Source organism: Alteromonas sp. ABE4_545 (assembly GCF_056161325.1).
The window spans coordinates 32,412-47,006 of sequence record NZ_JBSWYY010000022.1 but is presented as its reverse complement, the minus strand read 5'-3'; the positions used below and the strand labels follow the sequence as shown (position 1 = coordinate 47,006).

At 41.0% G+C, this 14,595-nt stretch carries 11 protein-coding genes; 7 read left to right on the top strand and 4 right to left on the bottom strand.

The window, feature by feature from the left end; genetic code table 11:
* The first annotated feature begins 199 nt into the window (after positions 1-199).
* On the top strand, positions 200-1,291 hold the full coding sequence (locus ACXAH6_RS16280; protein WP_474878518.1) for a methyl-accepting chemotaxis protein: 1,092 nt from the start codon (positions 200-202) through the stop codon (positions 1,289-1,291).
* Complete coding sequence (locus ACXAH6_RS16275) at positions 1,288-2,124, top strand: nitrate- and nitrite sensing domain-containing protein (RefSeq protein ID WP_474878516.1); 837 nt, start codon at positions 1,288-1,290, stop codon at positions 2,122-2,124. The genes ACXAH6_RS16280 and ACXAH6_RS16275 overlap by 4 nt, the downstream gene beginning before the upstream one ends.
* A gap of 50 nt (positions 2,125-2,174) precedes the next feature.
* On the opposite strand, the gene ACXAH6_RS16270 is transcribed toward ACXAH6_RS16275, so the two are convergent.
* Positions 2,175-2,507 carry a DMT family transporter gene (locus ACXAH6_RS16270; protein WP_474878514.1) on the bottom strand — a complete coding sequence of 111 codons (333 nt, stop codon included), beginning with the start codon at positions 2,505-2,507 and terminating at the stop codon, positions 2,175-2,177.
* A gap of 316 nt (positions 2,508-2,823) precedes the next feature.
* On the bottom strand, positions 2,824-3,849 hold the full coding sequence (locus ACXAH6_RS16265; RefSeq protein WP_474878512.1) for a putative phage abortive infection protein: 1,026 nt from the start codon (positions 3,847-3,849) through the stop codon (positions 2,824-2,826).
* Positions 3,850-4,444: 595 nt separating this feature from the next.
* Here ACXAH6_RS16265 and ACXAH6_RS16260 point away from each other — a divergent pair.
* The 5 genes from ACXAH6_RS16260 (at position 4,445) to ACXAH6_RS16240 (ending at position 10,278) form a co-directional block, all read left to right on the top strand.
* Positions 4,445-4,717, top strand: a complete 273-nt coding sequence (locus tag ACXAH6_RS16260) for a hypothetical protein (RefSeq protein ID WP_474878510.1) — start codon at positions 4,445-4,447, stop codon at positions 4,715-4,717.
* Between the two features lie 30 nt (positions 4,718-4,747).
* Positions 4,748-7,150, top strand: a complete 2,403-nt coding sequence (locus tag ACXAH6_RS16255; RefSeq protein ID WP_474878508.1) for a hypothetical protein — start codon at positions 4,748-4,750, stop codon at positions 7,148-7,150.
* Positions 7,140-7,889 (top strand): hypothetical protein, encoded by a 750-nt coding sequence (locus ACXAH6_RS16250; protein ID WP_474878506.1) that lies wholly within the window; start codon positions 7,140-7,142, stop codon positions 7,887-7,889. The genes ACXAH6_RS16255 and ACXAH6_RS16250 overlap by 11 nt, the downstream gene beginning before the upstream one ends.
* An 885-nt stretch (positions 7,890-8,774) precedes the next feature.
* Positions 8,775-9,347 carry a dioxygenase family protein gene (locus ACXAH6_RS16245; RefSeq protein WP_474878505.1) on the top strand — a complete coding sequence of 191 codons (573 nt, stop codon included), beginning with the start codon at positions 8,775-8,777 and terminating at the stop codon, positions 9,345-9,347.
* A 118-nt stretch (positions 9,348-9,465) separates the two neighbouring features.
* The gene (locus tag ACXAH6_RS16240; protein ID WP_474878503.1) at positions 9,466-10,278 is read left to right on the top strand and encodes a LytR/AlgR family response regulator transcription factor; all 813 of its coding nucleotides are present in this window, start codon (positions 9,466-9,468) and stop codon (positions 10,276-10,278) included.
* A 74-nt stretch (positions 10,279-10,352) separates the two neighbouring features.
* Here ACXAH6_RS16240 and ACXAH6_RS16235 read toward each other — a convergent pair whose 3' ends face one another.
* Positions 10,353-12,374: a GAF domain-containing hybrid sensor histidine kinase/response regulator gene (locus tag ACXAH6_RS16235; RefSeq protein ID WP_474878502.1), complete on the bottom strand. Its 2,022-nt coding sequence runs from the start codon at positions 12,372-12,374 to the stop codon at positions 10,353-10,355.
* A gap of 81 nt (positions 12,375-12,455) precedes the next feature.
* A complete protein-coding gene (locus ACXAH6_RS16230) occupies positions 12,456-14,444 on the bottom strand; it encodes a methyl-accepting chemotaxis protein (RefSeq protein ID WP_474878500.1) in 1,989 nt (662 codons plus the stop codon).
* Positions 14,445-14,595 lie beyond the last annotated feature (151 nt).

Genomic DNA, 14,595 nt, shown 5'->3' with positions numbered 1-14,595 from the left:
TGGCACACACAGCCACAACCAAGTAACTGTATAGGTTTTAAGGCAATTTTATAAAGCAAAGTTAATGGCTTAGATTTTGCACAGAAAAAGACACATTCTGCTTTTCATGTAGGTTAGGAAAACCCGTGAAAAAAACCTTTTTTTACCAGGACACTTACTTTTTAAATCCAACCATTACCGCACAGCGTCTATTCAATTGATGCTAATAGCATTAACGTTAATTGCTGTGTCTGGTCTGTTTGTTTACTTTCACCATGTTCCTTTAGCCATCATATCGATGCTCTTGGCCGTTTGGTGTTTTATTTCACATGCTTATTTAGTTACAGACGCGATCACCTCGCTGGATGTAACGCTAAAGAAGATTTCTACTAATCACGAAGACTATCGAAACTTGTCTCTCGAATCTGAGGTACTGCCCGAGCATGTTATTTCGATTGTGAACGCCATTAGAGAGCTTACCCGAGAAAGAGATAAACTCGCGGAAGTACTTTCAGAAATTAGCTATTCATGTGAACAGGTTATTCAATCTGCATCAGATGTATCAACAAACGTGCAGTCTCAATCTGATGCTACTACCACTACCGCTGCCGCGGTGAGCGAAATGACACAGTCTCTCGCTGAAGTAGCCGAAAAAGTTCGCAAAGTGAACGAGTCATCCGTTACTGCCAGTGAGTTAGCAAACCAAGGCCACCGAGATGTCGTTGCCCTCTCTGTAGAAGTGCAAACCATCGCCTCAGAGCTTACAGACACACAAGAGGCCATGAACAATCTTCGACAACAAACCGCCGAAGTGTTGTCGTTAACCTCGTCCATTCAGTCCATTGCCGAGCAAACCAACCTACTCGCTCTTAATGCATCAATAGAGGCAGCACGAGCGGGCGAAATGGGCCGCGGTTTTGCGGTTGTTGCCGAAGAGGTACGTCATTTGGCGGAAGAAAGCAATCAATGTGCTGAGCGAATTAATGCAAGTATTAAAGCGCTAACGCTTCAAAACGATACGGTGAGCAAAAATATTAATTTGGTTCAGCAGCAAGCGGGAGTTTGTTTGGAGAAAGCCACAGATGCTTCAAATAAATTATCGGTTATTCATGACGAATCAGATGATGTGCAACAACAGGTACTCACCGTTTCAGCCAACACTACCCAGCAGTCTATCGCGACAGAAGAAATAGCCAAAAGCATTGAGCGCGTTGTCGAGTCTGCCGCAGAAAATGCCCGCATTGCCGAGCAAACAGCCAAAGTAGCTGAATACTTAAAAACGATCACAGGGACAAGCAAGGAAAACGTATGATCATTAGTTTTGCTTTAATTGCATTGTTTTTGACTTTGTTGATATTAGCCAGTGTTTGGCACAAAAAACGCCAAACGAAGAAAAAGCAATTAGAGGCATTTACCGTCATTGCAACGTTGAAAGACCTCATTAGTAACTCTCAAAAACATCGTGGGCTAACAGCCAGTTACCTGCAAGGTAATGAACAAGTTAAGCCCATGATCACCTCGTTGAGAACCCAAATAAACGAGAATAAAAACGCCCTCTCAGCGGTAAAACAAGCAACGGCAACGCCTCGCTGGGTAGCATATCAAGACCATTGGCAACGGTTAGAAAAAAACGCATTTAACCTGTCGGTGCCAGATAGTTTTAAACAACACACGTCGCTAATCGAAAACTTGTTATACATGTTTGAAGACATCACCGAGGCGTGGCAACAAAATCACATCTTGCCAATGAGCTTTAATGAATTTAAGTTTTTATGGCGAGAGTTACCGCTAGCGGTTGAATTTATTGGTCAGGCAAGAGCGGTTGGCATGGCAGTGTCGACGTCGGGTGTGAGTTCGCAAATAGACAAAGTAAAACTCGGTTATCTGCACGCTAAAATTGGGCAACTCTCAACCGAAGCATTGTATCAACTAGGCCAACATGCCGATGCACTCGCAGCGAAAGACATTTCACAGGCACAACTCTATTGCGACAAGCTCATTCAAACCATTCAAGAAGAGCTAATCGCAAAAGACAAGATCACCCTCAACAGCGATATTTATTTCTCCATGGCCAGTAAAGCAATGGAACAAATGAATGCGTTATTGGATAAAACCATTCAACGCCTGACTCTCCCTGTGGCCTAACCCATAGAGGTTAGGTTCGGGGTTGAATTGCATTAAGCGTTTAAACTGTTTTAGTTTGCTGTAGTTTTCGAGAGCGTGTTGAGTACTATCACGCCAGATATTATTAACGACATACCAATTACACCCCAAACATCTGGTTTTTGATTGAAAAACATCCACGCAATAACAGAAACGGCAACAATGCCTAGCCCAGACCATACCGCATACGCAACGCCAACGGGAATCGACTTTAGCGTAAGTGAGAGAAAATAAAACGCACCAGCATAGCCAGCGATAACGATCACACTCGGCACAAGTTTAGTGAACCCATCACTGAGTTTTAAATTTGTTGTTGCGATAACCTCGCAGATAATTGCAATAAATAAAAATAGCCAGTTTTTCATAAAACCTCCTGATGTGGGAGGCAAGAATATAGGAAGTTTTTTAAAAATTGCAGTCTAGTAATTGTCGCCGTTTTCTGCGCAATTGGGCGTAAAGCCTGAGGTGTAGTCACTCATACACGACCTGTGTTTGGACTGCTATGGGGTTTGAGTCAAATCAAATCTGACGGTCGGCATTTTTTGGGAAAGAGCATTTTGCTTATGTCTGAAATGGCACCTCCGCTTAGAGTGATTTGCAGACATCTGATAGAACGCTAGAAGTAGTCCGCTGTAGACAAACAGCGGGAGTTTAACGCTTCAGCTAACATGCGCGAGCGCTTTAGTACGAAGCGTCCTTGTTGACCTTATTGTTAGGTTTTAGGTTATATGGAATGCCCTTGTGCTTTCCAAAGGCCCCACCGTAATATTTCTCTAACTCCAGACCAAATTCTTTCTTTTGGCGGTATTCTTCCAGCATTCGATCGCTAGCTATGAATTTGCGAGCTATTTCATATCCGGCATCCACTTGCGAAATTGGAAGATGCTCTAACATTGAATACTCGATTACTAGATTTTTAAATTGCCCTTCATCACTAACACCCTCGATACAATTCAAAAACAAGAGCGCCAATTCAATCGTGGATAATTGAGCCCTGAGTATACTTGTGTACTTCCTTTTTTCTTCTACAGGCAATACATCTTCTTCATATCCATCGATAACCTTTAACGCTTGGTAAAGGTTTCGGAAGTAGTGCCCTAGAACGTGATTATGAGAATCTTGTAGAGTTCTGTAGCGACTAACGACCTCGTCTGGTGATTCAGTTCTCTTTGTAACGAACTCGAGTATTGCCTCGAACGCAGACCTCCCTGTAAAAACAGACTTTTTCGACATTTTTACAAATGATAAAAGCACTTCTTCGGTAATGCCTGCGATTTCGCCTCTGGCTTTTAATTCATCGATATCAACACGAAGGTTATCAACAATATTATGATGAAGGTCGAGTATGTTGAAAAAGGTTGTTTCGACTGCTTGTGTACTAAGTGCATCAGCCGTTTTTGTGTATTCGATACGAGCCAAACGAAGCTCCTGCCTTTGAATTACTATTGTGATGATTAGGCCAAAAAGAGTTAAAAAGGTGAGTATTGGATTTAAAACGCCTCCGAGAAAGTCGCCAAAAACCCCGCCTTTCTCAGTGAATGAAATGAGTGCCAGATCGACAACAAGAAGCGTAGCGGCAACGATTGCCGCATATACCAAAACACGATAGAGGAGCTTTGAGAGACCGAGTTCTTGTTCTTTATTCTCTGAAAACAACTTATCAAAAACTGGAAATCCATTTTCGATTTTTTCGACGAGCTTCTTCATGATCTTATAAACCTAACAGCTTATTAGTGAGACTTCATAGTAACACCCGTTTCCTCTGAAAAACTATATTCTTTCGGAAAATTGTCTGCAATACGTACACAGTTGACCTACAGCTAACTTTGGCTGTCATCAAGAGACAAGGTGCGGACATTCACTAGTAGTGTCTATGAATTTCCGTTTTGTGCCATTAGCCGATCGTCGCTAGAACAGGCGGAATCAGACCTAGGGAACGTCGACGAAATCCACGTCATTTGCATGACGGCCGAAGAAATATCCAGCGGCAAGTTCGAATATGAAGCTACACAGGGAGTACGAAATTCAAGCATCATCAAAAGTCAATATTTTCATAACGATACATAGGCTAGTGGCGTTCATTGAGCAAAACAGCTCATAGGTAGAGTTAGAAAATCAGCTTTCAGATATTGCTATTTAGACACTTTATATTAGGACTTTATTCTTACGATTGACCGTGCTACGCACAAAATAAAGAGTGAAAATTGAACAGTTATAGTTTACATTTTCAACAGTTATGCGTAAAAAGATAATAAAGCTAGATTGTTATCTCATACCAATTAAACCTTAATAAGGAAATAATATGCCGAACAGGACTCCTAAAGAGTGGCCAAGACACTACCCACTTAACCTAAAAGACAAGCTCAAACGAGACGATGTTTTGTCGAAAGTCGAAACAATTGCAGATGATTTAGGTGAGTGTATTGTGCAATTGTCAGTCCCTACGAAAATTAGGCAGTACGAAAATAGAGAATATTTCGTTTACAAAGGCGGTCGTGTCGCTGTTCGTAATATTGATTGTCTGGAAAGTCTCAAAACCAAACTGAGAGAAATAAATTTGATTTTTCCTTTCTAGCTCTTTAAACAATCAACAGGGATGTTAAGCATGGGTACAGAAAGCTACTACGTTAGGAGGATATTCAGTAAAGAAGAGCTGAACGTCATTCTAAATGCAAATCTAAATGCAAATAACGGTTGGTTTCAGAGGTACCCATATCATGAGCAATGGATATCCTCTGTTATTTCAAAATTAAAAGATGACCAGTATGAAAGGTTAGCTTTTGGTTTGTTTGCCTTTTATAGTGATGAACCACAAAAAGAACATCTTTTATTTTCGGCACTCGTCAAATCCAAGCAAGCAGCGCCGCATCTTGAATTAAAAAATCTGTTACTTCATACAGAAAACAAAATTATGGATTCAGAAGAGACGAAAAGTAAACAATCTTTCTTATTCGATAAATTGCTCAAGCACATCGTTAGATTCGCTGAGTCTCGGCAATATGAAAAAATTTATACTGATGTCATCAACCACGATATTTACGAAAATTCCATCCTAAGAGAACTACTCATTGCCGGATTTGAATACTCTGGTTCAAACAGCAATAAGTATGCTGGGCCCTCGCAAATCAACACATTATCTATGCCTATCCGGTCTACGTATAGCTATGACCCATATGATTACGATAGAGCAAGCTATTGGATAATAGAAAAATTCTTTATTAAAAAAAGATATAGTCCCAAGCTCACTAATGAGAGTTTTAAGCACAAAGATACTAATATCACTGTTCAGTATAGTTATTTACAAGACAATGAAGAGCATTATGACAAATTAGACTTGCATGTTCACACAATTGAGGTTTCTGAAGGTAGCGGGGATATTTCGTCAAAGCTTAAAACTAAAATGAATTACCTTACGATTCCTAGGTATTTAAATAAGACAAAAAAAATTCATAAAATAGAGAGTATTGAATTTACATCAAGAGTGTATGGCGACTTGTGCATTTTTGATTTTTCAATTGAAAACGAAGACGCTGAGACATTAAAAGATTCAAGCAGTAGACCTTTGAAAGTTTGGGAAAGAGATTTAAAAATCTGCTTTCTCAAAGCTGAAGAATTTTCTGGTGAGGTCATTTATTTTAATAACCATCACGTCAATGCACTCCTATACGCCGACGACGAAGCCTTAACTGATAATCGCAACAAAACAGCTGAAGAATTAGGCGTAGAATATTATAGGAATTTGTCACGCTTTGATTCACGTCAAATTGCAGGTCTAGTTACGCTTGCGCCACCTTCAAGAGTTAAATATGACCGCATTAATAGCCTATTCAATGAAGGAAAAGTCGCAGCTTATATTAAATTTGGTTCAAAAGGTCAGTTAATCACCCAAAGTCAAAAAATTATCTTCTACGAACCCAAGAGGGATGACGATGCTGTTTTGTGGGGCATAGCTAGCGTCTATGGTAAGTTTGAAATGACCCCAAGTATCAAGCAGCAATATCGATCGAGCAACGCAGCCTCAGATAAGGTTTGGGAAGAAATAAATGACAATATACGGGAGATGTTCAGCATTCCTTTTGGTTTTGTCTGGGCTGGCGGAAAAGAAGAGTTTGTTAAGCACAATCGTTTCAATCCGTCAAATGAATTGATAATCTATCTCGTCTATAACTTTGTCGACCTAAGCCCTTATTCGGTTTCATTGTCAGATATCGTCAAAAACAAAGAAGAATATATGACGAATGCTGATCCAGGGGTTCAGCGTCGAAAATCAATGTTAAAAGAGGTTGATGCCTATGTTGGTGAAACAGAACTGCTGCTACTTGATGAAAAACTAGTCACTGGAGTACATAACGATTTATACAAACAACCAGTTTTATCATTTTCTGAGACGAGTATCTATCAAACATTTGATAACTTAAAAGTTGCAATGGCTTCGGTGACGCAAGAAGATGAATCGCCATTATTTCTGGGAGAACAAAGCGCAGCTTTAAAAATACTCAATCAGTCTGATAACGTTGAGAAACCGGTTTTTAATCTTATTGAGCCAACTATTAAAGATTTCGAAAAGGAAATATCGGAATATGCACCAGATATTTTGATTTTCAGTGCCCATATGTTTGAAGAAGAGCCTTTCATAGTGAAACCAATGAAGAGAGATAGCTTAGATTACAATCCATCGTGGTTTCAAAGTTGCCTTTTGAATAATTCTTCAATTCATTTGTTACTGCTTTGTTGTTGTTTTTCAGGAAAATTAGCATCAAAACTTTCAAAAAATCGTTTTGTCATCGCTTTTTCCAAAGAAGCCGATGAAAATGATTGTGAAGAAGCAACTAAAATATTGTGCCATATCGTTGATCAGGGGTATTCACAATTGACGCTTCCTTATGCTTTAAGAAATGCATTTAAGGACTTTAATCAGACAGTACTCAATGGTAAAGACAACGCCTTAGGAATCTGGGTAAATAAAAATGAAATTGACTTAAAAGCTGAGGGAAAAATTGAATTTTGAATCATGTAACTTCCTCGTACATCCTGATCCTACGCTTGATGTCTTTGGAATTTTAGTTGAAAGCGACAATCGTGGATGGTTCTCGTTTAAGTTAGGAGTAGATAACTATTTTACTTCTCTATTGGATATCTTTCCCATGAAGGGTAGAGTAGAAAAAGCTTTTCCTATCAATTCCGTAATTTATAGCGAATGTTATTTAACCAAAAAGAAAAACTCAAAAGCATTTTTTAAACATGGTTTAGGTAAATTTAATTCAATTTACGAAAACGATACCGTTTTTGAACTGGGGGAAGTCAGTAAAACAAATATTAAAAATTTCGGGGCGCTCTGTTTTCACATTAACAAATTAAGCCAAAAGGACTTTATAAAGAAAGGTATCGATATTGGCGTAAGAAGGGCGTTTATGATCCATGAAGTATGGAAAGTAAAATCCTACAAATGCCACTCATTGAAATCTCTCGATGCATCATTACTGGCAAACATACCAGACACAGGTGTTTTAGATACTGAAATTGGCCTAAAATATTTTTCAGCACATAACAATAAAGCAATAGCGGAATTTGACAACGAAGGCGCAGCAATCGCGTTCAAAGCAAAGGAGTTATTGGTTAATGACGATCAATTTATTGTTTTGAAAGGTGAACCAAAGTTATCGGCACGCAATCAATTAGACAAGTATTTAAGTACATCAGATTTTGATAAACTATCACTAGAAAAAAAGATTGACAAATACTATTAAAAAACAAGTATCATTTTGCGTAAGATTATTGAGCATTAATACAAAAAGGCAAAATTATTTATCGGCTTCGTTAATGATTTTCTAGAAAACTAGGAAAACAATAGAATAGGTTTTAATTTTTCGGAAACTGAACTGAAACTTTGCTGAGACAAGCATTGGAAGTATTTTGTCAACACAAAATACTATATTTGATGAATTTCAAATAACTAGATATATATGAAATTATGGTTCAACTCATTTTAAAAATTTGTAATGACCTTTTTTTCATTATTTGAGTTCTAGCTTAAAAGCCAAGTGCTTCAAATTTCTATCTCAAAATCTCACGGGTGAAGAATAAATGCTGTGTATTTCGTTTATGAATTCTAAACGGAAGGCAATGACCGCTTTGGCTTGTGGAATAGTTGTCTACTTCAGGACTGGTGAACTTCCGCCATTCGCTCATCTCTGTCGTTTTATATTGCATATCTGAACGTCTTCATTACGTACACAGCCACCTATCAGACAAACTAAAGGGTATTAATAGAAAAGGATTGGACCTTCAACGCTTCCCGCTTATTATAAAAAACTGTAGATACAATAAGTTAGCTTTTTGGCAGTGCCCCGAACATCTTAAGACAAAACCAATACATTATTGCCCCTAGAACTGTCGGAATAGCAATCAAATTAATAGTTTCGGTAAAGCTCTGACCAAGAACGAAGATAATAACCAAAGGTGTTAGCGCCGATATAAACAAAATGCTGTAAAAATTTAAGGTTTATACATTAAGAAATTTAACATTCCCCTCCACTCGCTTTAAAAATCCATCGTTTCGGAAAAAACACCTTGAACACTGCGGCTGTACGGGCCAATTTTTAGCCAACACCAAGCAAACAAGGTATGTTACTGTGCTTTCAAATTCAACAATCATCCTAGCTGTTATTCTAGTTGCCTCTGCGTTTCATGCATTTTCTGCCGCTGAAAACTCACACGTAGATCCTTCTTGGCTCGCCTCTTGGGAGGAAGCTGTGGCGAGTCGCCCTCAGGTACTTTCCTCTTTCGCAACAATGGTGAGTAGCGACGAGCCGGGTACAAAACTGCAAATAAAAGGTCTTGTCGTTGACCCATATGGCGCTCCTGCTGCTGGCGTTACGGTTCACGCCTATCACAGAGATAATCATGGATTCGATTTTGGGCACAATGATAAAGCGCTATCCACATGGCGCATTCAAGGCTGGGTGAAAACGGATCGAGACGGGCGCTTTACCTTTAACACAATCAAAGCGGCACCTGATCATTGGGGCCGCGAAGGTGGGCATATTCATTTTACTGTTGTGTCTGAGCAACACGGGCGTCAATGGGCGTTAAAAGCGTATTTTTCTGACGATACCTCTCTGACAGAGCGGCAGAAATTACTTTCAAAAAAGCAGGGGAATTTGGCGCAATACGCGAAATTACAACCACAGAAACAGGAGAACTAATACATGTAGCGCTAAAGTTGAAAGCGAAACCTGACTTCTAACCATTATTATTGTGTTATCAGGTCTATGACTTTGTTAACGTAAACCTTCGGTCAATACATTTAAACAGGTCTTTATTGTGATAAATGCAGCACAAAGAAAGTCTCTCCCACTTTTCCCAACACAACCTCTTTTTATTGTCTGTATGGTTACCGTGTCTGGTATAGCTCTGGCTGTCTTTCAGGATTACTTATTTACACTGAGGCACAACTCCCCTTTCGTATTTTATGAATCACTGCTTTTCAAATGCGTATGGGGAGTGTTTATCGTCGCCTATGTCTGTTCGTTTCCGTTTTTTAATAAGATCAAACAATTGTCTTACCCTAAGCTGTTTGGTTTGTATACCGCATTAGTTTTTTGCCACTTTTTTCTATCAACGGGCATGATATGGACATTATCTTGGATAGGGAAAGAACAAGGATATGGCTTTGCTAAAATTCTGGTTTTTACGTTCTCGAATGACAGCACCAAAATTCTGTTAATTTATTTTATCTCAATCGCTTATATTAAAAAATTTCACTTCCCCAAATCAAACATAAACATAGCGAACGTCCAACACAAAAGTTTGCAGATAAAAAATGGCAAACAGCATTATCTTGTGAATTTTGACACTATTGTTTGTATTAAGACGGATTCTCCCTATGTGATCGTGCAAACAGAAGAACACAGTTATTTGCACTCAGCTTCTTTAAAACGAGTCGCCGGCGAGCTCGACGCTCGTTTCATCAAGCTGCACCGCTCATGCATCGTGAATATCGATAAAGTCACAGCCTATCATTCACGTCTCAATGGTGACTATGACGTACACCTCTCTGGCGATATACAAGTGCGTTTGAGTAGAAATTATGCCAAGCAATTTAAAGCGGTTATTGATAAGGCGCTGCTAGTGTAGAAGACAAACTAATAATCACTCTAGCGCTATCATTACCAAATAAACGTTAAACGGCGTTTGACCCGCCTCCCCAATTACAACACTCGTGCAATGGCCTGCTTAATGTCATCTAGCTGTACAGGCTTGGCGATAAAGTCGTTCATTCCAGCTTGTGCACAGGCTAATTTATCTTCTGGCATCGTATTGGCGGTCAGAGCAATAATTGGGATGCTCTCATAGCCATTGTTGAAAGCCCGTATGCGTCGGGTGGCTTCAAAACCATCCATCACTGGCATAGTGCAATCCATTAATACACAATCAAACTGTTGCGGAGACGCCTGCTCTAACGCGGTTAAGGCAAGTTCTCCATTATCGACATAGTCTGCTGTAATATTGGCCTGCGATAATAATTCTTGTAATACAATTTGATTAATTTCGTTGTCTTCCACCACCAGCACATGCAGGCCCGAGGGTAATGTCAGGTTCGCGGGTTTAACCGCCTGAGCGTCGAAAAGCTGATCATCGTCAGCGAGGTCTAAAAGCACGTCCACACTGAACGTCGCCCCTTTACCAAGGGTACTGGTAACAGACGCGCTACCTTCCATTTTTTCACACAGCTCTTTGACAATAGAAAGCCCAAGGCCAGTACCGCCGAACTCACGAGCCGTATGTTGGCCTTCCTGTGTAAATGGCTTAAACAAATTACTCTGCGCCTGTTGCGAAATTCCAATGCCCGAGTCTGTTACTTCACACACCAACTTAACCCTGTGTTTATCGACAACGGTAGATACCGACACCGTTACTCTGCCTTGCTCGGTAAATTTAACGGCATTACTCAGCAGGTTACTTAAAATTTGTTTTAATCGGTTTGGATCACCACGCAATACCTTATGAGGGGTAATATTAAACTGGCTACTCAGTAATACCCCTTTGCTTTGCGCAATATTTTCATACAAGGCGATAACACTGGTTAACTCTTCCTGCACATTAAAGGCAATGTGTTCCAGCTCAAGGCTGCCGTGCTCTAATTTGGCGTAGTCGAGTAAGTCATTGAGCAAATAGCTCAACGTGTTAACACTTTTCTTGGCAATATCAACACGCTTGATGTTCTCAGGTTTGATCATATTGGTGTCGAGCGCAGCCAACATGCCATTTATGCCGTTTACAGGTGTACGTAACTCGTGGCTGATTTTAGCTAGAAACCGGGTTCTTTCCGCAAGTAAGCGCTCGGCTTCTTGCTTTTGTTTATCAGATTCTATGCGCAGTTTCACCTGTTCATCAATGTCTTGTGTTGCACCGAATATACGCACGCATTCGCCATTTTCGAATACCGGCTGCCCTTGTGCCGCCACCCATTTCGGTACGCCCGAGGCCGTGTTAATAAGCATGGTCACCGACCAAGCTTTCCCCTCTTTATGCGCTTGTCGAATACTAGCTATTGCTTCCGCGTTTTCTTCGGTGTCATAAAAACGCCTGAACATCTCTTGCATCGAAGGGTGAACTTCCTTGGTTAGACCGTGTATGCCCCTTACGGTATCACTCAGATATAGCCGATCATGTTCAAGGTCTACATCCCAGTAGCCAATGGTGGCTAATGCACTCATTGCCTCTAGTGCCTCATTTTTTTTCTGCAAGTCAAACAGTGTATTTTGCCGCCCAATTTCATTGGCAATCCACAAAGATAACAAGTCGATATAATCGTAGTCTTGGCTAGAAAACGGCGATGTTTTAGGCGTAGATGATGTGAAATTAACAGTACCGTAGGGCACACCGTTAATAACAATAGGTGCCCCTATGTAGCTCTCTAGCCCTGTACTTTCATAGCAGGGATGAGTGTGTAGTTCGCTGTCGCCGATATGGTGAAAGCCAATGGCTTTTTTTGCATTTAATGTAAGAAAGCAATAAGTGCTTTTGAACTCAAATTCTGCGTAACGGGGGATTGCATCGTCTGGACTAATTACATGTTTCACCACATATAAGTCGCCATTAACCTGGCTCACTATCGCAATGTCCAACTCAAATATTTTCAAGCCAAATGCCAACAGCGCCTGCACTTTCTCTTCAAAGCCGACGCCTTGTTTAGACGTGATTTCATGGAGTTTTTTGAGTACCCGCACGCCTAGCCTCCCTACCTAGATAAAATGTGTTAAATGCAAAAGAGCGCGCATTGTATCGCAAACTGCATCGTCAAACACAATTTAACGCCCCTGGCTAAGATCATATAAACGATGAGACAGTGCAGATGAAGACTCACTTAAATTACTAAGCTTGTTGGCATCTTCGGCGTTCATTTGATTACTTTCCTGAATACTTTCAGCTAATTGGTGAATCTCTCCAGTCACACTGGCCTGTTCGCTGGCTGCAACAGCAATTTGCGCGGTACGTTCAGTCACGCTGTTAAACACGTCGATAATCTCATTGAACGCGGCGATCACTTTCGCCGATCGCTCAACCGACTCCATTGATAACGTTTGAGAGCTAACAATAATATCCACCCCTTCTTTGGCGGATAATTGCAACTGCGATATGAGTTTTTCAATTTCGCTGGCCGACTCCTGTGAACGCGCTGCAAGCGTGCGTACTTCATCGGCAACTACTGCAAAGCCGCGCCCTTGCTCACCGGCTCTGGCTGCTTCGATGGCGGCATTCAAGGCAAGCAAATTTGTTTGTTCTGAAATACCTTTGATCACCTCTAGCATTGCGCCCATTTGTTGAGCATCGGAAGACAACCGGTTAATGATCCCCGCCGTGTTCTCCAGCACTCCAGATAATTGTTGATTGGCTTTGCTATTGGCTTCAACGTCTAACATACGACGATTGACCATGCCGTTTGACTCTTCTACTACCTCTGAAGTTGAACGTGTGTTCGAGGCCACCTCGTCTGCGCTACTGGCCATCTGCGTTATCGCTGCGGCAAGCATGGTGTTTTGAGACAGTTGGCTTTCAGCTCTCTGCTTGAGTTGGCTCGCTAAGGCATTAAGGTCTGTTGCCCTTAATTTTGACTCTTTCGCCTCTGTCGAAATGTGTTCCAGTAGCCCTTTTAGGTGTTCACCATAATCGTTTACCGCTTTTTTCAGTTGGCCAATTTCGTCCATTCGGTCAATGCTCAGTTTATTAGACTGGGCTTTGCCTTGGGTTAACGAATTAATTTGATTGGTCGTTTCTTCTACCCATGACATCACTTTGTTTGCGTTCAAAATGAGTAACCCTAAGAAGCCAATGAGCAATGGCACCAATGTGAGATACAAAGACCAACTCAAGCTGGATATCGCAGATTTATACACGTTTTTAGGCAATACCGTCCCGACTACCATGCCTTCTTTTTCTAAATACTCGACCAATACGATCGAGGCCTCGTTTGCCACGACCCCTTCTGGGAGTTGTGCGAAAACAGCCTTATTTTTAACGGCGTTGAATAACGGCGATAACGAGCTATCTGCACGTGCAATATCTTCCAGCATTTTCATATCCAGCGATTGAGACCGAATATCTGGGAAGCTGATCACCTGATTATTCTGACCAAGCAAGAAGGTATACCCACCCGACGATGTATTTTGCTGACGTATTAATGCGTCTAACCCATCTAACATAAGGTCTATTGTGGCAACACCCCAAAATGTGCCTTGCCGCTTTATCGGTACCGTACAAGTTACCATTGCGGTTTTTGTAGTGGCGTCTTCATATGCTTCTGACCAACCACATTGGCCCCGCGATAAATTTTTACCTATCGCATACCAGGATTCTTGGTGATAGGCCTTAACAGAAGATTGATTGTAATCGTTAGAAAACACCACAGAGTTGTTGTCGCGTACCCAGAAAAAGGCGTGGCGCTCATCTTGTGGTGAGAAAGCAAATGGTTCCGGCCATATTCCCCCGCCAACAACGGCACTGTTGTCGAAGTTATTAATGATTTCTGGCATAACCCGTAAAAATTCATCGTCATTGAGGGGAAGCGACTCACTCAGCGCGGCCAATGTTTGGGTTAACACCTCGCCTTTACTCAACAAAACACGAATATCATTGGCACTCGCGGCCGCTCTTTGTACTTCTTTTTCCTGTACTTGCTCTCGAATAATGGGCAAAGCGAGCCACTGCATGACTAAGAAAATCACAATAATCGCTGCGACCGTAAGCGTAACACTTAAATATTTTGCTTTTGTACGTATGAGTAAACTGCTGTTGTTCATTGAGTCAACCTGTTGTAGTTAGCTATTCCATCAAGACACCACCAATCAGATGCCTGCACTAGAAGCTTAGTGCATAAGTGGATGTTTCGCTTTCGATTTATCGGTATTTACAGCCTCGCGCTGGTGGCGCTTTAAAGATTAGGAAGTTAGG

Excerpts from the sequence above, each read along its gene's own strand:
- ACXAH6_RS16260 (WP_474878510.1), top strand. The coding sequence starts at position 4,445 with ATGCCGAACAGGACTCCTAAAGAGTGGCCAAGACACTACCCACTTAAC.
- ACXAH6_RS16280 (WP_474878518.1), top strand. The coding sequence starts at position 200 with ATGCTAATAGCATTAACGTTAATTGCTGTGTCTGGTCTGTTTGTTTAC.
- ACXAH6_RS16255 (WP_474878508.1), top strand. The coding sequence starts at position 4,748 with ATGGGTACAGAAAGCTACTACGTTAGGAGGATATTCAGTAAAGAAGAG.
- ACXAH6_RS16275 (WP_474878516.1), top strand. The coding sequence starts at position 1,288 with ATGATCATTAGTTTTGCTTTAATTGCATTGTTTTTGACTTTGTTGATA.
- ACXAH6_RS16265 (WP_474878512.1), bottom strand. The coding sequence starts at position 3,849 with ATGAAGAAGCTCGTCGAAAAAATCGAAAATGGATTTCCAGTTTTTGAT.
- ACXAH6_RS16270 (WP_474878514.1), bottom strand. The coding sequence starts at position 2,507 with ATGAAAAACTGGCTATTTTTATTTATTGCAATTATCTGCGAGGTTATC.
- ACXAH6_RS16230 (WP_474878500.1), bottom strand. The coding sequence starts at position 14,444 with ATGAACAACAGCAGTTTACTCATACGTACAAAAGCAAAATATTTAAGT.